The sequence below is a fragment of the Streptomyces sp. NPDC088794 genome (assembly GCF_044750545.1).
Taxonomy (GTDB): Bacteria; Actinomycetota; Actinomycetes; order Streptomycetales; family Streptomycetaceae; genus Streptomyces.
In genome coordinates, this window is the sequence record NZ_JBIVKB010000007.1 from 1 (window position 1) to 23717 (window position 23717).

Annotated in this window: 18 protein-coding genes and 2 tRNA genes; 10 read left to right on the top strand and 10 right to left on the bottom strand. The window is 69.0% G+C overall.

The window, feature by feature from the left end:
• Positions 1–45 precede the first annotated feature (45 nt).
• Positions 46–2496, bottom strand: a complete 2451-nt coding sequence (locus ACIP6U_RS20550) for an N-6 DNA methylase (RefSeq protein ID WP_401719646.1) — start codon at positions 2494–2496, stop codon at positions 46–48.
• A gap of 423 nt (positions 2497–2919) precedes the next feature.
• On the opposite strand from ACIP6U_RS20550, the gene ACIP6U_RS20555 reads away from it, so the two are divergent.
• The gene (locus ACIP6U_RS20555) at positions 2920–3270 is read left to right on the top strand and encodes a hypothetical protein (protein WP_401719649.1); all 351 of its coding nucleotides are present in this window, start codon (positions 2920–2922) and stop codon (positions 3268–3270) included.
• A 92-nt stretch (positions 3271–3362) separates the two neighbouring features.
• On the opposite strand, the gene ACIP6U_RS20560 is transcribed toward ACIP6U_RS20555, so the two are convergent.
• Positions 3363–3530, bottom strand: coding sequence for a hypothetical protein (locus tag ACIP6U_RS20560; RefSeq protein WP_401719651.1), 168 nt, complete (start codon positions 3528–3530; stop codon positions 3363–3365).
• Between the two features lie 155 nt (positions 3531–3685).
• Between ACIP6U_RS20560 and ACIP6U_RS20565 the strand changes: the two genes are divergently transcribed.
• On the top strand, positions 3686–4267 hold the full coding sequence (locus tag ACIP6U_RS20565; protein WP_401719654.1) for a DUF4352 domain-containing protein: 582 nt from the start codon (positions 3686–3688) through the stop codon (positions 4265–4267).
• A gap of 175 nt (positions 4268–4442) precedes the next feature.
• Here ACIP6U_RS20565 and ACIP6U_RS20570 read toward each other — a convergent pair.
• From ACIP6U_RS20570 to ACIP6U_RS20590, 5 genes are all read right to left on the bottom strand, one after another.
• A tRNA-Lys gene (locus tag ACIP6U_RS20570) sits at positions 4443–4515 on the bottom strand.
• Between the two features lie 108 nt (positions 4516–4623).
• Complete coding sequence (locus tag ACIP6U_RS20575) at positions 4624–6159, bottom strand: amino acid permease (protein ID WP_401719656.1); 1536 nt, start codon at positions 6157–6159, stop codon at positions 4624–4626.
• A 181-nt stretch (positions 6160–6340) separates the two neighbouring features.
• On the bottom strand, positions 6341–8470 hold the full coding sequence (locus ACIP6U_RS20580; RefSeq protein ID WP_401719659.1) for a DEAD/DEAH box helicase: 2130 nt from the start codon (positions 8468–8470) through the stop codon (positions 6341–6343).
• A gap of 236 nt (positions 8471–8706) precedes the next feature.
• Positions 8707–9228 carry a hypothetical protein gene (locus ACIP6U_RS20585; RefSeq protein ID WP_401719662.1) on the bottom strand — a complete coding sequence of 174 codons (522 nt, stop codon included), beginning with the start codon at positions 9226–9228 and terminating at the stop codon, positions 8707–8709.
• A 76-nt stretch (positions 9229–9304) separates the two neighbouring features.
• The gene (locus tag ACIP6U_RS20590) at positions 9305–9655 is read right to left on the bottom strand and encodes a metallopeptidase family protein (RefSeq protein ID WP_185146159.1); all 351 of its coding nucleotides are present in this window, start codon (positions 9653–9655) and stop codon (positions 9305–9307) included.
• Between the two features lie 85 nt (positions 9656–9740).
• Between ACIP6U_RS20590 and ACIP6U_RS20595 the strand changes: the two genes are divergently transcribed.
• Together ACIP6U_RS20595 and ACIP6U_RS20600 are read left to right on the top strand one after the other, a co-directional pair.
• Positions 9741–11327, top strand: coding sequence for a metallophosphoesterase (locus ACIP6U_RS20595; RefSeq protein ID WP_401719666.1), 1587 nt, complete (start codon positions 9741–9743; stop codon positions 11325–11327).
• Positions 11328–11408: 81 nt separating this feature from the next.
• Positions 11409–11481: transfer RNA gene (locus ACIP6U_RS20600), tRNA-Glu, on the top strand.
• A 106-nt stretch (positions 11482–11587) separates the two neighbouring features.
• Here ACIP6U_RS20600 and ACIP6U_RS20605 read toward each other — a convergent pair.
• Together ACIP6U_RS20605 and ACIP6U_RS20610 are read right to left on the bottom strand one after the other, a co-directional pair.
• Positions 11588–12106: a cupin domain-containing protein gene (locus tag ACIP6U_RS20605; RefSeq protein WP_401719669.1), complete on the bottom strand. Its 519-nt coding sequence runs from the start codon at positions 12104–12106 to the stop codon at positions 11588–11590.
• Between the two features lie 44 nt (positions 12107–12150).
• The gene (locus tag ACIP6U_RS20610) at positions 12151–12918 is read right to left on the bottom strand and encodes an MBL fold metallo-hydrolase (RefSeq protein WP_401719672.1); all 768 of its coding nucleotides are present in this window, start codon (positions 12916–12918) and stop codon (positions 12151–12153) included.
• A gap of 103 nt (positions 12919–13021) precedes the next feature.
• Here ACIP6U_RS20610 and ACIP6U_RS20615 point away from each other — a divergent pair, with 103 nt between their 5' ends.
• Complete coding sequence (locus ACIP6U_RS20615) at positions 13022–13675, top strand: TetR/AcrR family transcriptional regulator (protein WP_401719674.1); 654 nt, start codon at positions 13022–13024, stop codon at positions 13673–13675.
• A gap of 100 nt (positions 13676–13775) precedes the next feature.
• Here ACIP6U_RS20615 and ACIP6U_RS20620 read toward each other — a convergent pair whose 3' ends face one another.
• Positions 13776–14798 carry a LacI family DNA-binding transcriptional regulator gene (locus ACIP6U_RS20620; RefSeq protein ID WP_401719677.1) on the bottom strand — a complete coding sequence of 341 codons (1023 nt, stop codon included), beginning with the start codon at positions 14796–14798 and terminating at the stop codon, positions 13776–13778.
• A 191-nt stretch (positions 14799–14989) separates the two neighbouring features.
• Between ACIP6U_RS20620 and ACIP6U_RS20625 the strand changes: the two genes are divergently transcribed.
• From ACIP6U_RS20625 to ACIP6U_RS20645, 5 genes are read left to right on the top strand one after another with little or no spacing between them, the layout of a single operon-like run.
• The gene (locus tag ACIP6U_RS20625; protein ID WP_401719680.1) at positions 14990–16261 is read left to right on the top strand and encodes an ABC transporter substrate-binding protein; all 1272 of its coding nucleotides are present in this window, start codon (positions 14990–14992) and stop codon (positions 16259–16261) included.
• 10 nt (positions 16262–16271) lie between these two features.
• Complete coding sequence (locus ACIP6U_RS20630; RefSeq protein WP_401719683.1) at positions 16272–17177, top strand: carbohydrate ABC transporter permease; 906 nt, start codon at positions 16272–16274, stop codon at positions 17175–17177.
• 23 nt (positions 17178–17200) lie between these two features.
• Positions 17201–18082: a carbohydrate ABC transporter permease gene (locus ACIP6U_RS20635; protein ID WP_401719685.1), complete on the top strand. Its 882-nt coding sequence runs from the start codon at positions 17201–17203 to the stop codon at positions 18080–18082.
• Entirely contained in the window at positions 18079–20772 is a 2694-nt protein-coding gene (locus ACIP6U_RS20640; RefSeq protein ID WP_401719688.1) for a hypothetical protein, read from the top strand. The genes ACIP6U_RS20635 and ACIP6U_RS20640 overlap by 4 nt, the downstream gene beginning before the upstream one ends.
• 26 nt (positions 20773–20798) lie before the next feature.
• Entirely contained in the window at positions 20799–23672 is a 2874-nt protein-coding gene (locus ACIP6U_RS20645; protein WP_401719690.1) for a glycosyl hydrolase family 95 catalytic domain-containing protein, read from the top strand.
• Positions 23673–23717: the final 45 nt, after the last annotated feature.

Consider the following 23717-nt stretch of genomic DNA (forward strand, 5'->3'; position numbering starts at 1 on the left):
GGCAGCGACATCGAGACCGATCCATATCTCCGGCACGCGCTGATGCTACAGACAGCCAGGATGAGACCCCATCCACAGTTCTTGACAATTTCTCAGCGGTATCCGCCCGTGAGACTCAACTCCTGGCAGGGGCGGGACATTGTCTGAAGGCGCTCGCTCACCAGAGCGTCCGAGCATCTCGGCGCGTCTCTCGGTATCCGCGGCGAGTAAGCGCTGCCACCGTTTATGAAGTGTGTCCTCGTCCGGCGCGTAGACCCACATGCGCCCAGGCGTGACGCCACGAGACGACCACGGCATCAGATCTCTCAGCTGCGGGCAGGACTCCCACAGGTCGCTGCCGGGTGGCAGAAAGGCATCCGTCTCACCCGTGGCGCACTCGCGCCACTCGGGGTCGTCGAGCCTGAGTGTCGTCAGGCGTTCGATCTTCTCGTCTCGGCGCCCGCCGACCTTGAGGTGTCTTACCTTTGCAGTCTGCTGGTCCGTCCGTGGCCTGGGGCTGTCCCGCCACCGCACAAAGATCGCGATGCACAATTCCTGGGCGACCTCGGGGAAGATCCGGGTCGCGACATCCGCACGGTGGCCCTCCGGGGACAGGTCGACGATCCAGCCTTCGTCGGCGGTTTCGCGTAGATAGCGCCGCATTCCGGCGAACGCCCGCCCCTTGAGCCATGCCTTCGGAGTGATCAGCGCGACCACACCGAATGGCACGTCGTCGTGTGCGTCGAAGACCTTCCAGGTGGCCCAGCGCCAGAAGTAGACGTAGAGGTTGGCGATCTTCGACTCGTACCTGCCGTTGCCAGGTTGCCGGAAGGCCCCCAGCGGGGCCGGGATGTCCGCCTCAGGCTCCCCTCGTTCCACCCACTTGCCAGCGCCCCGTTTCACGGCGTCGTGAGGCGGGTTGCCCATGACGACCATGACGCGCTCGTCCCGCTTGACCTGGTTGGCTTGGCGGCGGGATTCCGCGAGCGCCCGGTAGGTGTGGGGGATCCAGTTGAACTCGGCTGTCGGGCTGTCCAGGGCATCAGCCACCAACAGCCTGAGTCCCTGGGAGGGGGCCGCGGACCCGTACTGCTTGAGCATGGCGTGCATGCGTAATTCCGCAACAGCGAACGGACCGACCTGCATCTCGAAACCGACCAGCCGACGACCCACCATCTCTCGCAAACGTGGGCCCACCGCACCTGGGCCCTCTGCCTCTGTGATGGTCTCGGCGGCCAGCTCCAGTGCCGACAGGAGGAAGGTGCCGGTGCCCATGGCTGGGTCGACAAGAACCACATCCGGAGAAGCAAAGCCGGATGGGATACGGAAACCCTCCCGCTTCAGGACGTCCTCGACGAGCCGCGTCATGGCCGAAACGACGCCGCGCGGTGTGTAGTACGAGCCTGTGCGTATCCGCAGGTCCGGGTCGTAGATCTGGAGGAAGTGCTCGTACAGCAGGAAGTAGGCGTCCCCGGTCCCATCGTCCAGTACGTCCCACCTGACGGCGCCGATGACACGAAGCAGTGTGTTCAGCGTGGTGGACAGTCCAGCAACAGAGTCGCCGGCCAAGACATCCAGGGCCTGCCCCATCAACGAGTGCTTCTTGCCGAGCTTCGTGGCGATCTCATGCACGGTCTCGCCCTCGAAAGCGATCTCCTCCACCCTCGCGAGCAACAGCGCGAACACCACTGCCTGCCCGTATTGCTCTACGAACTGGGCGTCGGTTGCTTCCGGGAACAGCAGGTGTCGCCAGTCTTTGGCGAGTGTCGTGAACGCCGGGGGACGTCTACGGCTCTTCTCCTGTGCGATCGCCTCTCCGACCTCTTCCGACAGAAGTTGGCAGAGCCCGGCGACCGCTCGGATGAGTTGACTTGTGGTACGTGGTGTCTGCGGTTCCCAGATGAGGAATTCGCGTAACACTCGTGCGAGTGTCCCGTCGGCGGGAGCAAGCCGTGATCCGGAGGTGAGGACCGAGCCCTTCATGTGGGCCACTTCGCCGACCCGTTGACCCTCCTGGTGGACGGAGAACTCGTTCCCGTCGCAGAGCAGGACGTTGTTGAGCAGTCGTAGTTTTGCCCACTGCTCGGCGTTGCGGCCTGTATAGACGGATGGGTCGGCCTGGGTACCCGGTTTCTTGAGCTCGATGTAACCTACGAGGGCGCCCCCGACCTCAACGGCATAGTCAGGGCGGGCGCCCATATCAACGAGCGGGACCTCGCCAATGAGGGTGACGTCCAAGCCGAGCCCGCGACATATGGATCGGATCATGTTCTCCAGCGGTCCCCGCAGCTGGTCTTCCTGCCACCCACTGCCTCTCAGCTTCGGCGTGGCCTCCGCCCCAAACGTGGACACGGCGGCCTGCACTGCCTGTTCGAAGCTGTCATGAATCCTGCGACGGGACTCCATACTGCCCTCATCTCCAAGGCGGACAGATCCTGCCGACATCAGGTCAGCGCGGTCATCTGCCGCGCCCTGCTCCCCGTCGGGGCCAGACCTTTCCGGCCCTCGCTGTTCCATGACGTTAGGAGGGGAGCGCGGGGCGCCTGGAGGGTGCATGCAGGGGCGCACAGATGCGCGCGCATCGATGCAACACGCCCCGCTTAAAGACCAGTTCGCAGCACAGACAGCATCAGCAAGAGCGGCAACTCCCTCCGGACAGACCGGTATTGCCACTGCACCTTCTATCCGATCTGGTGGGACCATGACCACACAAGGTGCCCCAGCAAGGACCAATTACCTGGGGCAGACTCGGACGCCGACTGACCGCCTCCAAGAATCGGGAAGCCTCGCTCGGGGAACACCGAGACGGGGCAGCTCCTTCCGTCGACACGGATACGTCCCCTCCATGGAATTGGTAACTCCGCCTTATCGCCGGGCACACCGTCTCCATGGCGGAAGACATAGAGGCCCAACGCCTGGCTGAGGACTCACGCATCTGGGATGCACCTGCTCCACGAGCACAAAACCACCTTCGAGCAGGGCAATCTCTTTCTGGTCGGGCAGTCCCTCTTCGCCGTGGCCTACATGACTCTTCTCACCTCCGAGAAGCACGTCACAGCCACACGCCTCATCGCCGGCTTCGGCCTCGTAATGGCCATCACCTGGCTGTACGTCTGCCACCGACAATTCCGCTACTTCAGCGTTGTCCGATACCGCGCCCAGCAACGCCTGCCGGAGTACGCCGCAACTCACGCGAGCTGGAACCGCAGACCGATCGCCCTGCGCCTCATCACCTACTTCCTCCCATCGGCCGCAGTGGTGCTGTGGACGTTCTTGCTGATCATCAGTTGAACAGCAAGAATTGTGCTGCACATCGCCAGGGGCAGGTCAGACCCGAAAAGCCGTATCCCTTGTGCGGTTAGAGCACCACCACAGGGAGCACCTCAGGTCCCGGCGCGCTTCCAGCTGCCCACTGCGCCCGCGCCAAGCAGCGTGCTGATCACGAGATCACCGATCACGGACGGGCCGTCAGCGCTCTTCGCGGCGCTCATGAGCCCACCGCTGGTGAGGCAAGTGAGCAGGACAGCGAGCAGCAACCAGAAGACCTTCATCGCACCCCCAAGGCGTACGAGATGAGGGCGCCACGGTAGAGCGCGGGAGTTCGCTGCGTCACCCAGTCACAGGATCACAACACAGTCACATACCCCACACAGCGGGCACACGGGACACATGATGCCCATTCAGTACGTACAACCCAAGGGGGATCATGCACACCCGCACCACCGTCGTGGCCGTCGGCCTACTACTCACCGCGGCTGCTACCGCCTGCAGCAACAACCGTGAACCGAAAACCGTCCACGTCACCGTCACACAGACTGTGACCACCGCGCCGAGCTCTGAGGCTGTCAGAGACGCCGACCACGGAGTACTGAACATGGGCGCCACGAAGACCATCATCGACGCCGAGACTGACGTTCACGCCACCGTGCGGGCCTTGAGCTACCAGCAGCCCTACAGAGGGCCGCAACCACAGGCACCGGAGGACTTCCAGGGCGGGGACACCTGGGCCACGGCCGACGTGAAGGTCTGCAACGTTAAGGGCGCTGAGTTCACCGTCGATCAGTTCCCGTGGTCGCTGTCCTACTCAGACGGCACCAGCATCGAGGTGACCGGCTCCTCCGGCGGTGACATGCCCAAGCCGGAGTACCCGATGGACAAGACCTTGACTTCCGGGCGCTGCGCCCGTGGTCTCGTCACGTTCCCCGTCCCCAGCAGCAAGCGGCCAGAGCGTCTGGTGTACCAGCCCGGGAGTGGCACTCCGACAGAGTGGGCGATCCCGAAGCCCTAGCCGGAAGGCCTCTAGCGCGGCCGTGGCAGGCTGCACAGGGGCTTCCTTGCATAGCGCGGGGATAGCTTGTGGTTGCATCCCAAGGCGGTGTCCAAGCGAAAGCGCCCCGGACGATCAAGTCCAACCGGGGCGCCGCGCCGCTGGTCAACAAGGTCTTCCCCGCTGATCCGTTCGGTAGGCCCTGTGGGACTCGAACCCACAACCAATGGATTAAAAGTCCACTGCTCTGCCAATTGAGCTAAGGGCCCAGGTGATGTTGCCTCCCCGAGCATAGCCGGACCCGGCCGTGTCTCCGATCGGGTATCGGAGACACGGCCGCGCCGGGCGGCTGAACAGGGGGCGAAAGATCCGGTCCGTTACGGATCCACCTTTTCCGGCGCGCCCGACCGTGCCGCCTCCCGTGCCTTCGTGCGTGCGTGTTCCGGGTTCAGGAACCAGTGCCGGGCCGACGCTCGCCACCAGGTCGCCGCGAAGCCGAGGACGACCAGGACGGCCACCGGCGCGTAGTTGAAGGACTCCCATGTGACCGGTGAGACCTGGGGCAGCATGAACAGCACGGTGATCACCGCCACCCACACCACCGACACGATCCCGATCGCCCGCGACCACCGGCCCAGGTGCCAGGGCCCGCGCTGGAAGTCGTCGCCCTTGCCCAGCCGCAGCAGCGTCGGGATGACGTACGCGATGTAGAGACCGATGACCGCGACGGACGTCACCGCCGCGTAGGCCGTGTAGTTGATGAGGTAGGGCAGGCCGAGGACCAGCGCTCCGCCCGCCGCCAGCCATACCGCGGCGACCGGCGTCCGCGTGCGCGGGCTCACCGTGTGCCAGACCCGCGAGAACGGCAGCGCGCCGTCGCGTGAAAAGGCGTAGATCATGCGGCTGTTGGCCGTCACCGAGGCCATCCCGCAGAACAGCTGTGCGCCGATGACCACGAGGAGCAAGAGCTTGCCCGCCGTCGCGCCCAGCGCGTCCAGGAGGATCTGGGCCGGCGGGGCGCCCGTCGCCGACTCCCGCTCCTTGTCGTAGTCCTGGATCGCGTACGTGAAGCCCAGCAGCAGGACGAATCCCGCTATCCACGACGTCCAGATCGAGCGCACGATCCCCTTCGGGCCCGCCGTCGACGCGTCGTGCGTCTCCTCCGTCATGTGGGCCGACGCGTCGTAGCCGGTGAAGGTGTACTGGGCCATGAGGAGGCCGATCAGGACCACGTACACCCCGCTCCCCCAGCCCGTGTTGTTCACGAACTCGGTGAAGACGAAGGTCGTGGACTGGTGGTGGTCCGGTACGAAGGCCAGCGCGCCGACGATCACGCCGACGCCCAGCACGTGCCACCACACGCTGACGCCGTTGAGCAGGGCGACGATGCGGACGCCGAAGGTGTTGAGGAGGCCGTGGAGGATCAGGATGCCCGCGAACAGCAGGACCGTCCGGCCCGGCGTGACCTCGAAGTCGAACTGAAGGTTCAGGTACGCGCCCAGGAAGGACGCGGCGCCGAAGTCGATGCCGGCGGTCACCGCGACCTGGCCCAGCACGTTGAACCAGCCCGTGAACCATGCCCAGGCGGCCGCGGTGCGGGGTGGCGCGAGTCGGTGGGCCCAGAAGTACAGGCCCGCCGAGGTCGGGTACGCCGAACAGATCTCGGCCATCGACAGGCCGACGAACAGGGTCATCAGGCCCACCGCGACCCAGCCCCAGGTGATCACGGCGGGGCCGCCGGTGTTCATGCCGAAGAGGTAGAGCGTCAGGCAGCCCGACAGGACCGAGATGATCGTGAAGGACACCGCGTAGTTGGAGAACGCCGACATGCGGCGGGCGAGAACCTGCGTGTAGCCGAGCTGGGCCAGTCGCTCTTCGTCAGACAGCCCACTCGCTATGGCGTCATCTGTCATGCCCCCAGCAATTCCCCCGCCGGGGGCGTGACACACGTCACAACTTGGCTAGAAAAGGCCCTTGCAGCCCCTCCACCCCGGCGCGATCTTCACCCGCGCCTTCACCGGGAAGCCGGAAGCGCAAAAGGACAGGGCCCGTACGACCGAAGTCGTACGGGCCCTGTCCTCAGTTCACACGATCTCAGCCGTTGCGCTTCCAGCGCGGCTTGTCGTCGCGGCGGCCGAAGGAACCGGTGCCGGTGCCCGTGCCGGTGGTGCCGCGGTGGCCCGGACGGTCGTGGCCGCCGGCGCGGAAGCCGGGGCGGTCGCCCTGGCGGTCACGGTTGAACGGACGGTCGCTGCCCCGGTGACCGGTCGCGGGACGGTCGTCGCGGCGGAAGCCGCCACGGTCGTTGTCACGACGGTCGTTGTCCCGACGGAAGCCGCCCGAACCCGCGGGACGCTCGTCGCGACGCTCGAAGGAACGGCCACCGCGGTCGCCGTCACGACGGTCGCTGTTGAAGCCGCCGGAGGGACGGTCGTCGCGACGGAAGCCGCCACGGTCGTTGCCACCGCGGTCGTCGCGGCGGAAGCCACCCGACGGGCGGTCGTCGCGGCGCTCGAAGGAACGGCCGCCGTCACGACGGTCGTTGTCCCGGCGGAAGCCACCGGACGGACGGTCGTCACGACGCTCGAACGAACGGCCACCACGGTCGTTGCCACCGCGGTCGTCGCGGCGGAAGCCACCCGACGGGCGGTCGTCACGGCGGTCACGGCGCTCGTAGTTGCCGCGCTCGTCACGCTGCTGACGCGGACGCTCATACGAAGAGGAGGACGTCTCACGGGCCGGCGCCTCGGCGACGGCCTGCGCGGCCGCGGCCTCCACGACGGCGGCAGCGGCCTCGGCCACCGCGGTCTCCGGGTCGTCGCCCCGCTCACGGGCGGCGCGGGCGATCAGGCGGTCGGACTCCTCGCGCAGCTCGGACGCGCGGCGCGTGGCCCGCTCCAGCTCCTTGGTGAGCTGGGCGACCTCACGCTCGGCCTGCTGCGCGGCGTCGCCCGCCGACTGGGCCTGGACCTCGGTCATCGAACGGGCACCGGTGATCTCGGCGACCTCGGGCTCGAAGGCCGTACCGGAGTTGATGATGTGACGGCCGGCGTCGACGCCCGCGTCCTCCATCTGCCGGAAGATCTGGCGCCGCTGGTGCGGCAGGGACAGCGATACGACGGTGCCGGTGCGGCCCGCGCGAGCGGTACGGCCCGCACGGTGCAGGTAGTCCTTGTGGTCGCCGGCCGGGTCCACGTTCAGGACCAGGTCGATGCCGTCGACGTGGATACCGCGGGCGGCGACGTCGGTCGCGACGAGCGCGTTGACGTAACCGTCCTTGAAGTCCGCCAGCGTCCGCGTACGGGCGCCCTGCGTCATGCCGCCGTGCAGCGCGTCGGCCTTCACGCCGGACTCGCGCAGCTGCTCGGCGATGCGGTCGGCGCCCAGCTGGGTGCGGACGAAGATGATCGTGCGGCCCTTGCGGGAGGCGATCGCGGCGGTGACCGGCGCCTTGTCCTTGGGCTTCACGATGAGGATGTGGTGGGACATCGTCGTGACGTTGCCCTGCGCGCTGTCGACCTCGTGCGTGACCTCGTCGGTCAGGTAGCGCTTGACCAGCGTGGAGATCTCGTTCTCCATCGTGGCCGAGAACAGCATGCGCTGGCCGCCGGCCGGGACCTGGTCGAGCAGCTCGGTGACCTCGGGCAGGAAGCCCAGGTCGGACATCTGGTCGGCCTCGTCGATGACCGCGATCTGGACGTTCTCCAGGGAGCAGGCACCGCGGTTGATGATGTCGCGCAGGCGGCCCGGGGTGGCGACGAGGACGTCGACGCCGCGCTCCAAGGCGTAGATCTGGTTGCCCATCGACGTACCGCCGCAGACGACCTTCATCTTGAGGCCGAGCACGTCGCCGTAGGGCTGGAGGGCGTCCGCGACCTGCATCGCGAGCTCACGGGTCGGGGTGAGGATGACGGCGCGCGGCTTGTGCTTCTCGGTGCGGCCGCCGGACAGCTGGGCCAGGGTCGGCAGACCGAAGGAGAGGGTCTTGCCGGAGCCGGTGCGGCCACGGCCGAGGATGTCCTTGCCGGCCAGGGCGTCCGGGATGGTCGCCGCCTGGATCGGGAAGGGGACCGTCACGCCGTTCTGCGCGAGCTTGCGCACGACACCCTCGGGGAGGCCGAGGGACGCGAAGGTCACCTCGGGCGCCTCCACGGCGGTGTCTACGGTCGTCTCGTCGCCCTCGTTCTCGGGCATGACGACGTGATCAGTACTGGAAATGGACATGCGAATGCGAAACCTTCCGGAGTATCCGTCGGCACGCGCCCGTCAACTCCGTGATTCGCTATCGACCGCCTCAATGCGGTCCGCCACGGCAAGGGAGAGTACGCGCCACACGGCGCGCTCTGCAGTGGCGCCGGGCAATGGGATCAAACGATCTACCACCATACGCACCTTGCACCCCCGACGGCAAACGAAGTCAGCCTGACTTGACGTAGCTCACATCCGCCGGGGCCGCAGGTCTACGCCGGTGTACCCGCCGTGGGGGCCGGCTCGCGGTCCGCCAACTGCGGTCCCGCCTCGGGGTGCGCCGACGAGGAGGGCTCGGCGGACGGCGGGGGCTCCGGCGAGGCGGGCGGCTCGGGCGAGGCGGGCGGGGGCGGGGGCTCCTCGGACTGGGTGGGCGTGGGCGGCGCCTTGGTCGGCGCCGGGTCCCCCGGCTTCTCGGTCCGGCCCGGCTTGCCCTTCACCGGAGCGGACGCGCTCGCGTCGGCCGACGGCGACGCGGACGGACTCGCCGACTCGCCCGGCTTCCCGTGGCCCTTCCTGCCGCCGTGCTTGGCGTCCCCGGCCGCCCCGATCCCGGAACCGCCGCCCGCCAGCCCGGTGCCCCCGTCCGGGGCCTCACCGCCGTGCCGGCCGGCCGAGTGTGACGGCTTCGCGCCCCCGCCCTCACCGTCGTCCCCCACGCTCATACAGCCGGCCACAGCGGCTACGGCGACGACCGTGACCGCGAGACGAACGGGTACGTACAAGGCGCGCACGGGCAGCCACCTCCGAGCGGGGAAAGGGAGTCAACCTCCCCAACTCCCGCCGCCCACAAGAGGACACGCACCGCGCTCACCCGTACCCCAGAGCGTGCAACCGCGCGTCGTCGATCCCGAAGTGGTGGGCGATCTCGTGCACCACCGTCACCTCGGTCTCCGCCACGACCTCCTCCCGCGTCTCGCACATCCTGAGCGTCGGCCCGCGGTAGATCGTGATCCGGTCCGGCAGGACACCGGCGTACCACTCCCCGCGATCCGTCAGCGGCGTCCCCTCGTAGAGCCCGAGCAGCTCGGGGTCGTTCGCCGGCGGCTCGTCCTCGACGAACACCGCCACGTTGTCCATCAGCCGTGTCAGCTCCGGCGGGATCCGGTCCAGCGACTCGGCGACCAGTTCCTCGAACTCCTCGCGCGTCATCTCCAGCACACACCCATTGTCGGCCACCGGACGCCCGTACGAGAGACATGGACCCACCCGCATATCCGACGGCGGACTTGGGCATACGGGACCAATGGTCCGCGTCCCCGCCGCCGTACTGTCCGCCCTGCACCGGCTACGAAGGGTTCCGCGCACCCTCGCCCGCCGCCGGCGCGCACACCGCCCCCAGCCCACCACCGCTCTCGTCACCCAGACCAGCCCGTGGCTCCGCGCCCTCGGACTGGTCGTCGTCGTGGTGCTCGGCGCGTGGCTGGGACTGCTCGTCGTGGGCAACGTGCGCGTCCCCGTCGGCCCCATGAACACCACGATGACCCTGCGTCCCTCCCTCACCGGCGGCACGAAGATCAACATCTCCCCGCTCGGCGCCCTCCAGCTCGACAGCCATCAGGCGCCCGTCCGCCTCGACGTCAACGTCGACCAGCTCGACCCGGTCCGCGCGCAGGCCCTCGTCGACCATCCCGAGCGCCTCTCCGGGCTCCAGGACGAGGTCGCCAAGGATGTCGGGCACGGCACCCTCGACCTCGCTGTGCGCTCCGCCGTCGCCGTCGTCTCCGGCGCCACCGCCCTCGGCCTCGCCGTCTACCGCCGCCCCCGCCGCGCCCTCGCCGCCGGCACCACCGCCCTCGCCCTCCTGCTGGCCAGCGGCGTCTCGGCGTTCGCGACCTGGAACTCCGAATCCATCCTGGAGCCGAAGTACTCCGGGCTGCTCTCCTCGGCGCCCTCCCTGGTCGGCAACGCGCGCAACATCGTCACCGAATTCGACGTCTACCAGAAGGAGTTGGCGCGCCTGGTGACGAACGTGACCAAGCTCTACGACGTCACGTCCACGCTTCCGGCCTACCAGCCGGACCCGACGAGCATCCGCGTCCTGCACGTCTCCGACATCCATCTGAACCCGGCGAGCTGGAAGATCATCGCCTCGCTCGTGGAGCAGTACAAGGTGAACGTCATCGTCGACTCCGGCGACACCATGGACCACGGCACCGCCGCCGAGAACGGCTTCCTCGACCCCATCGCCGACCTCGGCGCGCCCTACGTCTGGGTCCGCGGCAACCACGACTCCCAGGCCACCCAGCGCTACCTGGAGCGCATGAAGAACGTCCACGTTCTCGACGACGGTCGCGCCGAGACCGTCGCCGGTCTGCGCTTCGCCGGCATCGGCGACCCGCAGTTCACCCCCGACCGCTCGAACGCGGAGGGCGCCGACGCCTCCGAGGAGCTCGCGGGCGCCCGCCTCGCCGCGGCCCTGCACGACCAGAAGGTGGCCGGCACCCCGGTCGACATCGCCGTCGCCCACGAACCCTCGGCGGCCCGCGAGACGGACGGCGAGGTGCCGCTGGTCCTGTGCGGGCACCTGCACCACGAGGGCGACGAGATCCTCAAGTACGGCACCCGGCTGCGCATGGAGGGCTCGACGGGCGGGAGCGGCCTGCGCGCCCTCGAACACAAGTACCCGGCCCCCATCGAGGCCTCGATCCTCTACTTCGACCGGGACACCCGGCGCCTCCAGGCCTGGGACGCGATCAAGCTCGGCGGGCTGGGCGAGACGACGGCCGAGGTCTCCCGGCACCTCCCGGCCGACAACAAGCCGGGCGCGGTCCCGTCGTCACCGGCCCCTTCCGTCCCCACCCCGCCCTCCTCGGGGTCCTCCGCCCCGTAAACGGTTTTGGCGATCCCTCCCGGGATCCCATATGCTCCTCACGTCCCCTGACGCGTCGCGAGACGCCCAGGCGAGCCGAGAGCCCTCATCGTCTAGCGGCCTAGGACGCCGCCCTTTCAAGGCGGTAGCACGGGTTCGAATCCCGTTGGGGGTACTGGCTTTCAGCTGAACGACAAAGGCGATCGGCCCGAGGAATCCTCGGGCCGATCGCCTTTGTCGCGCTCAGGTGCAGTACTCGGGCTCAGGTGCGGCACTCGGACTCAGGCCTCGTCCGCCGGGCCGCCGAGGTCCGTCTGCTCCGGCAGGATCTCCATGTCGATCTCCGTCCGGCCCAGCAGCGGGCCCAGCGCCATACCGCGCTCCGGCGGCCAGAACTCGGGCTTCCCGCCGGGCACGGGATCGTCCCCGCCCTCCAGCCACAGCCCCTCGCCGCCGCCGGGGGTGAAGAAGGACACCATGTGCGCCTGCTCGTCGGTGTTGTTCCGGAACCGGTGCCGGGTGCCCCTCGGCACGAAGACGAAGTCACCGGCGTTCGCCTCGAAGAGCCGGTCGCCGTTCAGGAACTCCAGCGAGCCCGATATCAGGTAGAAGGATTCGTCGGCGCTCTTGTGCACATGCGCCACCGGGCCGTTGCCCGGAGGCACCCAGCAGACCGTGAAGCCCACGGAGCCGTCGGTGGACTCGGCCGTGGCCATGGTCTCGTAGACATCGCCCGACATCCACTTGACGACGCCCTTCCCGGCGGGGACGTGCACGACGCGCGGAGTGTAGTAACTCATGCCGTTTCCTTGAGAGTTGGTAGTCCGAGATAGTGCGACAGAGGTCAGTGGACGCCGAACTCGCGGGCCTGCCGGGTGGCGGCGCGGATGCCGTCGGTGAAGGGCTCGCCGTGGCCGGGCAGCAACACGTCCGCCGGCAGTTCGTCGAGGCGGTCGAGCGCGGCGAGCGCGGCCCGGCTGTCCTGGGTGAAGCAGCGGCTCACGATCGTGGGTCCGGTACGGCCGACGAGTCCGTCCGCGGTGACCAGCGCGTCGCCGGTGAAGACCAGCCCGCGGTCGGCGAAGAGGTAGGCGGCGCTGCCGAGCGTGTGGCCGGGCAGCACGACGGCCTGCGGGGCGCCGGGGACGTCGTCCAGCACCTGGTCGGCGTGGAAGACCCGCGCGCCTTGCACGGCGGGCGCGGTGAAGGCGCCCGCGCGGGCCATTTGCAGGGGGACCGCGAGCGCGGCGGGCCTGCGCAGCAGGTAGGGGACCATCGACCGCTCGGGCTTGGCATGGCGCATCGCGCTGCGCGGGCCGTCGCGCAGGATGACGGCGTCCCGGTCATGGATCCAGACGTCGGCGCCGGCCTCCTTGAGGGGGTGCGCCAGACCGGTGTGGTCGAGGTGGCCGTGGGTCAGGAGGACGGCACGGACGTCGGCGAGGGAGCGGCCGAGGTCGGTCAGCAGTCCGCGCAGCTGGTCCAGATGGGCGGGCAGTCCCGCGTCGATCAGGACCAGGCCGTCGGGGTGCTCGACCAGGTAGAAGTTGACGGCGTGATCGCCCAGGCGATGGACGCCGGGTGCCACCAGTGTGGGCGCGGGACGGGACATACGTGCCTCCGGCAACCGAAGTTCGTTCGATACGGTCGAAGCAATTCGATGCGCTTCGGTGCATTCAATACAGTGGACTGTAACAGATTGGGGGAGTCCCTCGATGGCAGGCGAGACGCCACGCCGGACCTACAACTCCGAGCGCCGGCAGGAGGCCGCGCGCCGCAACCGGGCCGCGGTCCTGGCGGCCTGCGGCGAGCTGCTCTTCCGGGACGGCTACCACGCCATGACCGTGCGCGCCGTGGCCGAACGGGCGGGCGTCTCCGCGGAGACGGTCTACAAGACGTTCGGCGGCAAGCCGGGCATGCTCAAGGCCCTCTGGGACATCACGCTGGCCGGCGACGACGACCCGGTGCCCATGGGGGACCGCCCCCAGACCCGCGCGATCCTGCGGACCGACGAACCGCACGCCAAGCTCCGGCTCTACGCCGCGTTCGTGCGCGGCATCCATGAACGCGTCGCCGAGCTGTTCGCACTGCTCACACAGGCCGGACCGGACGTCGGGGAGGTCCTGGAGACGGCCGAGCGGGAACGGCTCATCGGCGTCACCGCGTTCGTCACCCACCTCGACGAGACCGGCGCGCTGGGTCCGGACGCCGATCCGGCCCGCGTGGCGGACGCGCTCTGGGCCCTGGCGGGGCCACAGCTGTACAACCAGCTGACGGCCGGACGGGGCTGGTCGACCGAGACGTACGAGGAGTGGCTGGCCGCCACGCTGACGGCGACGCTCCTGCCGGCCTCGCGACGGCTGCCGTAGGCAGTGAGCCTCACACCTCGGGGTCGCTCATCGACCCGTTTCGAATAACGTTATCGCGTACGATCCCCACGCCCGGGCCGGTGCACCCGCGCCCTGCCCCTCAGCCGCGCACCTCCCCCGAGCCGCGGACCGTCAAGGTGACCGGGACGATCACGGACTGGACCGGGCGGCCGGGGTCGGCGATGCGGGCGCGGAGGAGTTCCACGGCGGTGCGGCCGATCTCGGCGGTCTGCTGGGCGACGACGGTGAGGGCCGGTTGCAGGAGGTCGGCCAGGGGCACCTCGTCGAAGCCGACGAGGGCCAGGCGCGAGGCTTCCTTGGGGCCCAGGTGCCGTAGGACCGCGAGGGTGGTGTCCATGTTGCCGGTGACCAGGGCGGTCGCCGGGTCCGGGCCGTGCAGTGCGGTGTCGAGGGCGGCGGCCACCCGTTCGGGGGTGATCTCGCCCGGGTGCACCAGACCCTCGACCGCCTCGCCGTGGGCGCGCAGGGCCGCGCGGAAGGCGGCGGCGCGCTCCCGGCCGGAGAAGACGCGCTCGCTGTCGCCGACGTAGGCGATCCGGCGGTGGCCGTGCTGGTGGAGGTGGTGGAAGGCCATGCCGATGCCGGAGGCGTTGTCGGACATCACGCAGTCCACGGAGACCCCGCTCATCGGGCGGTCCATGGCCACCAGCGGGACGCCCGCGTCCAACTCCGGCTGCAGATAGGCGTGGTTCTCGCCGAACGGCTCGACGATGATGCCGTCCAGGCGCTGCCGGCACATGGAGATCAGGATGTCGTGCTCCCTGGTCTCGTCGAAGTCCGTGGACGCGGCGAAGAGGGTCAACCCCGCGTCCCGGGCGGTCCGTTCGATGGCGGCCAGTTCGGGGTTGACCTCGGCGATCCTGCGCACGGCGGCGCCGATCGTGCCGGTGACGCCGGTGCGCAGTTGGCGGGCGCGGTCGTCCGGGCGGTAGTTCAGCGCGGCGATCGCGGCCTCGACCTTGGTGACGTACTCCGGCCCCACCGTGGGGTCGTTGTTGACCACCCGGGAGACGGTGCGCAGGGCCACGCCGGCCGCGCGCGCGACGTCGACCATCGTCGGGCGCCTGGGCCGTCCCCCGCTCTCTCGCCGTGCTTGCGTCATCCGGCAGCTCCTTCTCGGATCCCTGAACTCCGGATCCCTCGAAACATCGGACCGATATCAGACCGGCCCTTGACACATTCCCGCAACGCGCTCCTATCCTCGCGATAACGTTATCTCGAAGGATGCCGTGGCGTCGATCCTCTCCGGTCCGCCCCGTCCCTCGGGCCGCATCGTCCCGTCAGGAGACTTCCATGAGGCGCAAACGTCCGACCGTTGTCTGCCTCGCCGCGGCGCTCGCCCTCACCGGTTGCTCCGCCGCGTCGACCGGGGGCACGAAGGGTGGCAGCACCCTGACCTATCTCACCTTCGAGACCCCGAGCCTGACCGCGTCGTTCTGGAACACCTCGATCGCGGGCGCCGAGAAGAAGGTCCCGGGCGTCACGGTGAAGAAGATCGTCGCCCCGAGCACGGACCGGGACGCGTACGCCAAGCAGTTGCAGGCCTCCGGGCAGTTCCCGGACCTGCTCCAGTCGATCACCCCGTCGACGTTCGCGACGGCCGGGCTGCTGAAGCCGTACGACCAGAAGTGGGTGGACGCCAACTTCCTGCTGCCCGAGGGCAATGCCTACCGGGGCAAGGTCTACATCCCGCCGACGAACTCGCAGATCATCCCCGAGGTCTTCTACAACAAGAAGCTCTTCGCCAAGGCCCACATCACCCAACCGCCCAAGACCTGGGCGGAGTTCATGGCCGTGTGCGCCAAGCTCAAGGCCGCCGGGGTCACGCCGGTCGAACTGGGCGGCGGCGATCCGTTCTCGGCCTCGATGCCCCTGGTCGGCATCCTCTCCGCCGACGTGCTGGGCAAGAACCCGAACTGGCTGAAGGAACGCTACGCGGGCAAGGTCAAGTTCACCGATCCCGACGTCAAGGCGGCGGTGGGCAAGTACCGGACGATGGTGAGGAACGGCTACTTCGAGGACGGCGCCCTGGGCGTCAAGTACGCCGACTCCATCACGAACTTCACGTCCGGCAAGGCCGCGATGTACATGATGGACAGCTGGTTCCTCGGTGCGGTGCCCAAGGACCACGCCGACGACTTCGGCGCCTTCCTCACCCCGACCGAGGACGGCTCGCTCGTGGTGCCGTTCTCGGTGGGCGGCTCCATGGCCGTCAGCGCCAGGACGAAGGACCCCGCCAAGGCGACCGCGTTCGCGCAGGCCTGGTCCCTGGACCCCGCCAACTACAAGGCCCTGATCGAGGGCGACGGCGCGTTCCCCATGCTCAAGGGCAAGACCCTGGACGACTACGGCGTGAACGTCACCAAGGTCTTCAAGGACTCCTACTCCTACGTCACCCGACAGAACACGAAGGTCTCCTCCTTCGGCTGGGCGACCAACGACGACTCCATGCCCTCAGGGCTCAACAACGCCTTCTACGCGGCCAGTCAGGCGCTGTTCTCCTCCGACGACATCGACGGACAACTGGCCAAGCTGGACGCGGCCTGGGACTCGGCGACCAAGTAAGGACGCGGCCATGACCTCCCCGACCATGATCCACCGCGTCCGCCGACGCCGAGGCGATCCCGCCCTGGGCACGATCGCGGTCGTCGCGCTCGGCCTGTACGCCCTCTTCATCGTCGTACCCGTGATCATGAGCGCCTGGAAGAGCCTCACCAACGAGAACCCGCTGCTGGCGCGCGCCGACTTCGTGGGCCTGGCCAACTACCGGGAGATGGCGCACGACAGCGCGCTGGCCGACAGCCTCGGCTTCACGCTCCTGCTGGCCGGCGCGGTGACGATCGTCGCCAACGCCGCCGGCATCGGGTTCGCGATGCTGCTCAACCGGACCTCGCTGAGCTTCCGGATGATGCGTACGGTCGCCTTTCTGCCGCAGGTGCTCTCCGGTGTCATCGTCGGCTTCGTCTGGCGCTACATCCTGGCCCAGGACGGCATCCTCAACAACGTCCTGGTCTCCCTGAGCGTCATCGACAAGCCGGTCACCTGGCTGGGCAGTCCGCACCTGGCCGTCCTGTCCGTGGGGATCGTCGCGGCCTGGGTACTGACGGGCTTCACCACCGTCGTCCACCTCGCCGCGCTCCAGTCGATCCCCGTCGAGCTGTACCAGGCCGCGATGGTCGACGGCGCCGGCCGCTGGCAGCGGTTCCGCCGGATCACGTTCCCGATGGTGGCCCCGGGCACCACCATCAGCGTCACCATCTCGCTGATCACGATGCTCAAGCTCTACGACATCATCGCGGTCCTCACCTCCGGCGGCCCGGCCAACTCCACCCAGTCCACCGCCCTTTACATCATCCAGCTCGCCTTCACGGACGACCGCTACGGCTACGCCTCGGCCGTCGCGATGCTGCTCCTCGTCGTCTCGATCGCCATCGCGCTGTCCGTGACCGCCCTGCTGCGCCGCCGGGAGGTGGACCTGTGAGCACGTCGACCTCGCAACGGCCCATGGCACGGAGGCGAACCGCACCACCACCGGCCGTCCCCGCGCCGCGCGCGAGCCGCCGCCCCTGGGCCACGCGGGGCCACCTCCTGGTGGCCGCCCTGCTCACGCTGGCCTTCGTCAGCCCCGTCTATCTCACGATCGTCAACGCCTTCAAGACGCAGGACCAGATCGTCCGCGACCCGGCGGCACCCCCGGCCCCGCCGACCACGCACAACCTGACGGACGCCCTCTCCCGGCCCGACCGGATCGTCCAGATCGGCCTGACCAACTCCGCGGTCACCGTGGTCGCTTCGGTACTGCTGATCATCCCGCTGGGCGCGGCCCTCAGCTTCTGGCTGTCCGGCCGCTCGGCGCGCCTGCGCCGGATCGTCCTCGCGGCCTTCGCCGCCGGCCTGATGATCCCGCCCGCGGTGATCCTGCTGCCCACCATCCGCATCCTGACCTTCCTGCACCTGGACCACACCTATCCGGGCCTGGTCCTGGCCAACGTCGGCGGCGGCTATCTGTCGTTCGCGGTGTTCGTCTACTCCGGCTTCCTGCGGTCGATCCCCGGCGAGATCATCGAGGCCGCGACCGTGGACGGCGCCGGGCGCCTGCGGGTCTGGTGGACGATCGTCATGCCGCTGCTGCGCCCGGCCACCGCGACCGTCACGATCTTCCTCTCGCTATGGATCTGGAACGACTTCATGAATCCGCAGTTCATCCTCGGCCCGCTGCACGGCCAGACGATCACCACGGGGCTGTATCTGTCGGTCGGTCAGTTCTCCACGGACTACGCCCAGTTGTTCGGCGTGATGCTGCTGGCGGCCGTCATCCCCGTCGCCGGATACCTCGCGCTGCAGAAGCAGTTCATCGCCGGACTGACCTCGGGAGCGACCAAGTGACCACGAAGACCGACGTGCAGTCCGTGGGCATCGGCAGGACAGGCGTCCCGGACCTGGCCGACGTCGCCGGGCACTGGGTCGACGCGGACGAGATCGCCCACCTGCCCTCCCTGCGCAACCAGCAGGGCCAGGCCCACGTCAACCACGACCTGACCTCCCTGTCCTGGCTGGCCGCCCCGCCGTTCACCTTCGGCTATCACACCGGCGAGCTGCGCGTGGACGGCCAAGTCCCGGCCGCACAGCGGTACTTGTGGAAGCCGTGGGGTGTGGTGCGCGAACACCGCCGCGAGGACGGCCTGTCGGTTACCACCGACACGCGCATGGCCCTGAACCGGGACCTGCTCCTGTGGCGGATCGAGGTCACCAACGACAGCGCCGAGGTACGGACGGTCGAACTGACCCAGGACCTCTTCGCGATGGTCGCCCACTCCGAGGTCGGCTACGGCTGGCTCTACGACGGCCCGTGGAACCACGGAATGCACCACGACTTCATGGCACTTGAGCGCATCCGGGCCACGACGGGCGGCGGCGAACCGCACTACCTGCTCTCGCCCGCACCTCGTCGGCTCCGCCTCGGCAAACCCCGCGTCCCCGGCATCCAGCGCGACGAGGACCACGGCCCGATGCTCCTGGACGACGCGCTCCCGGCCCACGTCAGCCACGACAAGGCGCCGGAGACGCGGGCGGGGGTGTCCGGGGCGGTGCGTGGGCTCCGCGTGACGGGAGCCGACGGCGAGGCGATCCTGCGGGCCGCCGCCGCCGAGCCGATCACGCTGACACCCGACGGCGAGACAGGCCTGGACACCTTCGCCCTCTCCCCCGGCCTGACGATCGACTTCGAGCTACGACTCGACACGGCAGGTCAGTCCGGGACGGTCCTCACCCACGGCAACCACCCCGACTCGCTCCACATCGGCGTCGACGACGGCCGGCTGTGGCTCGGCATCACGGGAGAGCGGGAGGCCACCGACGCCCAACTCCCCATCGGAGACTGGCAGCACGTCCGCGTGGACGTCGAAGCCGACCACGTCGTACTCCGTCTCGCGGGCTCGGAGATCGCCCGCACCCGGCACTGGACCGAGTCGCGCCGCTGGATGTCCCGCATCGAAGACGGCACGGTCACCTCCGCGGACTCCCGATCACCGGCGCACGCCGTCCACGCCTTCGCCGGACCACCCGGCGAGCTGCGGGCCGAGGGCGCCGGGGCGCGGGCGAGGTGGATCTGCCGGATCGAACCCGGCGGGAGCGTGACCATCGGGATCGCCTGCGCATACGGCACCGATCTCGACGCCGTCTCGGCCCGAGCCCGCGCCGCCGCCGAGGACTTCGAGGCGACGACGCGGGCCGGGGAGGACGGCTGGCGGCGACTGTGGGCCAGCATGTTCACGCCGGGCAACCCGGACTTCTCCGGCCATCTGCCGACCTTCACCACTGAGGACGCGGGACTCGCGCGCACCTACTACATGGGCGCCCTCCAGACGCTGTACATGCGCAGCACCCGCATCCGCCCCGACGAGCCGGTGTTCCTCACCGGCGGCCCCCGACTCGGCCCGACCACCACCTACTTCTGGGACCACTGCGAGTGGAGCCGCCTCTACGCCCTGCTGGAACCGGCCGGACTGCGCTCCTGGCTGCTCCGGGTCCTGGCCGGTCCCTACCGCGACTCCTTCGGCGTCGAGAACCTCAGCGGCGGGCCCCTGGGCAACGCCTACAGCTCCACCGACTACGCCCTGTTCCGGCTCATCGAGCACTACGTCTGCGTCACGGGCGACTTCGCGTTCCTCGAAGAGACACCCGGCGGACCGACCGACGGAACGACGGTCCTCGCCCACCTGGAGCGGCTCGGCCTGGGCTGGCGCTACCGCCGTACCCCGGCCACCGGCGGCGTACTCGCCGACTTCGGCCCCGATCCATGGCAGTTGCTGGAGTGCGTGCCCACGTACACCGGAGTCGTCGCCTCCTTCAACGGTGCCTACGTCTCCTCGACGCGCTCACTGGCCGGCCTGTACCGACGCCTCGGCCGCGCGGAGGAGGCCGAGCGGACCGAGGCCGAAGCAGACCAACTGGCTGCCGCACTCCTGGACTTGTACGCCGGGTCGGGCCGCTGGCGCGTCCTCCGCTCGGACGGGACCGACACGATCGGCCACTGCCTGGACTTCGGTCTGGTCGCAGCGGCCCTCCACCGCGAACTCCCGGACGGGACGCGTCGGGAGATGGCCGACTTCGTCACCGACCGTCTGCTGGTGGGGAGTTGGATGCGGGCGCTCAGTCCCGACGACCCGATCGCCGCCGCCTCCGACCGCCCCGACCACGGCGCGGCCGGCGCGTTCGCCGCCTGGCCCGGAGTCACCGCCCACGGTCTGGCCCGCCTCGGCCACCGCGACCGGGCGACCGCTCTCCTGCGTGGCCTGTCCGACGCCGCCTCTGGCGGGCTGTGGGGCCAGGCCATGGAGATCGTCACCGCTCCGGACGGGCAGCACCGGGCCCGCGTGGCCGAACGCGGCACCGCCACCCGGGACAACATCGCGGGCGCGGCCGGAGCCGAGGCGGTGCTCTCGGCCCTGTTCGACATCAACCCGACGTTCAGGAACGGCCCTTCCACCACTCTGCCCGCCGCCCTGACCGTCGAGGGCGTCGGCACGCTCACGAGGCTCGGCGGCCGACCGGGCGAAGGAGAGGGGACCGGATGAGAAACGAGAAGAAAGGTCGCACCCCAGTGGCATCCTCACTTCGTCACCGGCGCCGCATCAGCACCCTGCTGGCCTCCGCCCTGGTGGCCCTGGGCCTGACAACCCTCCAAGGCGGCACGCCCGCCGCGGCATCCCCACCACCGACATCCCCGCAGACCACCGGCAACCCCACAGCGGCCCAAGCCCTGCGCACCGTCGCGCGGTTCAAGGGCGAGTGGGACTCCCCGCCCACCGTCCTGGCCAACGGCGAGACCGTCGACGCCCCGCTGATGGGCAACGGCGACGTCGGCGTCGCGGTCGGCGGCTCCATCGACGACCAGACCTTCTACCTCGGCAAGAACGACTTCTTCTCCACCGCCACCAACGGCATCGAACCGCTCGGCCGCATCGTGCTCGCCGTCCCGGGCCTGGCCGGCGCCGACCACCACGTCGTACAGAACATCGCCCAGGCACAGGTCGAGGGCACCTACAGGCTCGGCAACCAGACGCTATCGTCGAGGAGTTGGGTCTCCGCCACCGACAACCTCTTCGTCACCACCCTGCGCCTGTCCGGCTCGCGCCCGCAGGACGCGACCGTCACCGTGCAGGACGGCCAGGGCAAGACCCCGCCGACCTCCAGCAGGAACGGCGTACTTGACGCGGACGTACAGGCCGGCACCACCGACGCTCCGGGCAACCCCCATGCCCGTATCGCGACAAGCGTGCGCGGCACCACCGCGAGACCGTCGGGCAACCGCATCAGCCTGACCCTGCGGCCCGGCGTGACGTACACCCTCGCAACCGCCGTCCGGAGCAGCCACGACACCCCCCGCTACGAATCCGTGGCCCACGCGGCGGCGGCCGCGGTCACCGACGGATCGCTGGCCCAGCTGTACGCGGCCCACGAGTCCTGGTGGCGCGCGTACTGGTCGCGGTCGTTCGTGCAGATCCCCGACCAGGCCGTGGAGAAGAGCTGGTACGGCTCCCTCTACCTCCTCGGCTCGGTCTCGCGCGCCGGGAAGTACGCCCCGGGCCTGTGGGGCAACTGGATCACCGGGCCGATGAACTGGTACGGCGACTACCACGCCAACTACAACTACGAAGCGGCGTTCTACCCGACCCTGTCCACCAACCATGTGGCCCAGATGGGCAATTACGACGACCCGATCCTGGACTGGATGCCCAGAGGCAAGGCGAAGGCCGCCGCGGCCGGCTACCAGGGCGTGCTCTACCCGGTGGGCATCTCCCCCAACGGCACCAGCGCCGCCGACGACCTCTACAACCAGAAGTCCGACGCCGTGAACTTCGCCGGCGACATGGTCATGAAGTACGAGTACACCCGCAGCGCCTCCTACGCCCGCAAGGTCCTCCCCTATCTCCGGCAGGTCGGCCTGTTCTGGGAGAACTACCTGACCTGGGACGCGGCCACGGGCACGTACACCATCGAGAACGACGCGCCGCAGGAGGGCAACGCGTATCCGCAGACCAACAGCATCCTGTCCCTCGGCCTGGTGCACCTGCTGTTCCAGGGCCTGATCGACATGAGCAACGACCTGCACATCAACGCCCAGCTCATCCCCACCTGGCAGCACATCGACAGCCACCTCGCGCCGCTGCCCACGATGACGAGGAACGGCCAGACCGTCTTCCGCCAGACCTCCGAGGGCTCCGGCTGGGTCACCGACGGCAACGACGTGGCCATCCAGGCCGTCTACCCGGGCCTCCAGGTCGGCCTGAATGACTCCCCCGACCTGCTGCGGACCGCCCGCAACACCGTCGAGCAACTCAACAACTGGCACAGCGACAACGCGCCCGCCACCCTCTACGCGGCGGCGGCGATCGTCGGCTACAACCCCAGCACCCTGATGGAGGAGCTGCACTCCGAAGCCACCAAGCACTCCTACCCGAACATGGCCGTGCACCACTACGGCGGCGGCGTCGAGAACCTCAACGTCACCACCTCGGGCCTCAACGAAATGCTCCTCCAGTCCTTCCAGAAGGACATCAAGGTCTTCCCGAACTGGCCCACCGACTCCAACGCCAAGTTCGGCGGCCTGCTCGCCTACGGCAACTTCGAGGTCTCCAGCAGCATCCGGAACAACACGGTCGAATACGTACGGACCACCAGCCGCTCCGGCAGCGACCTCACCCTCACCAACCCCTGGCCCGGCAAGCGCGTGGAGTACTACGCGAACGGCGTCCACAAGGGCACCCTCACGGGTACCAGGATCAAGCTGCACACGACGGTCGGCGAAACGATCGACTTCGCACCGGCGGGCACCAGCCTGTCCACCATCCGGTACGAACTCTCCCAGCCGTCGAAAACCGCGACGACCGCTTCCCTCACCACGGGCTTCGAGACCGGCCAGCCCCAGCCCACCTGGACCGACACCGTCGACAACGTCGACACCAACGGCGACGGCAACTACGGCATCACGGGGCTGTGTTGCGGCCTCACCGGCCCCCAGGCAGCCGTACGCACCGGCGAACAGGCCCACACGGGCGACGCCTCACTCATGTACTCGGGCCACGCCAACGGCGGCCCCTACGACCACGCGTACATGCAGGTCTACGGCTTCAACGGCGCACCGCTCACGGTCGACGACGACACGACCCTCAGCTACTGGATCTTCCCGCAGTCCGACGCCACCACCCCCTGGGTGCCCGCCGGCTCGGACGACAGCACCTGCGTCGCCGTCGACCTGATCTTCACCGACGGCAGCAACCTGCGGGACGCGGCCGACGGCCTCCATCCGAGCGCCCACTGCGGCCGGCTCGCACTCGACCGGTGGAACCACGTCACCGTGAACCTGGGCTCGATCAAGAAGGGAACCTCGATCAGCAAGATCCTCGTCGGCTACGACCGCTCGGGCGCCACGGGCGGCTACCGCGGCTACATCGACGACGTGACCATCGGCTGACCCCGGAGCAGCCACCAGGTGGGCCGGTGACAGCCGCCCGGCCCA

Coding starts and splice junctions, on each gene's coding strand:
- ACIP6U_RS20550 (WP_401719646.1), bottom strand. CDS start 2,496: ATGGAACAGCGAGGGCCGGAAAGGTCTGGCCCCGACGGGGAGCAGGGC.
- ACIP6U_RS20555 (WP_401719649.1), top strand. CDS start 2,920: ATGCACCTGCTCCACGAGCACAAAACCACCTTCGAGCAGGGCAATCTC.
- ACIP6U_RS20560 (WP_401719651.1), bottom strand. CDS start 3,530: ATGAAGGTCTTCTGGTTGCTGCTCGCTGTCCTGCTCACTTGCCTCACC.
- ACIP6U_RS20565 (WP_401719654.1), top strand. CDS start 3,686: ATGCACACCCGCACCACCGTCGTGGCCGTCGGCCTACTACTCACCGCG.
- ACIP6U_RS20575 (WP_401719656.1), bottom strand. CDS start 6,159: ATGACAGATGACGCCATAGCGAGTGGGCTGTCTGACGAAGAGCGACTG.
- ACIP6U_RS20580 (WP_401719659.1), bottom strand. CDS start 8,470: ATGTCCATTTCCAGTACTGATCACGTCGTCATGCCCGAGAACGAGGGC.
- ACIP6U_RS20595 (WP_401719666.1), top strand. CDS start 9,741: ATGGTCCGCGTCCCCGCCGCCGTACTGTCCGCCCTGCACCGGCTACGA.
- ACIP6U_RS20605 (WP_401719669.1), bottom strand. CDS start 12,106: ATGAGTTACTACACTCCGCGCGTCGTGCACGTCCCCGCCGGGAAGGGC.
- ACIP6U_RS20610 (WP_401719672.1), bottom strand. CDS start 12,918: ATGTCCCGTCCCGCGCCCACACTGGTGGCACCCGGCGTCCATCGCCTG.
- ACIP6U_RS20615 (WP_401719674.1), top strand. CDS start 13,022: ATGGCAGGCGAGACGCCACGCCGGACCTACAACTCCGAGCGCCGGCAG.
- ACIP6U_RS20620 (WP_401719677.1), bottom strand. CDS start 14,798: ATGACGCAAGCACGGCGAGAGAGCGGGGGACGGCCCAGGCGCCCGACG.
- ACIP6U_RS20625 (WP_401719680.1), top strand. CDS start 14,990: ATGAGGCGCAAACGTCCGACCGTTGTCTGCCTCGCCGCGGCGCTCGCC.
- ACIP6U_RS20630 (WP_401719683.1), top strand. CDS start 16,272: ATGACCTCCCCGACCATGATCCACCGCGTCCGCCGACGCCGAGGCGAT.
- ACIP6U_RS20635 (WP_401719685.1), top strand. CDS start 17,201: ATGGCACGGAGGCGAACCGCACCACCACCGGCCGTCCCCGCGCCGCGC.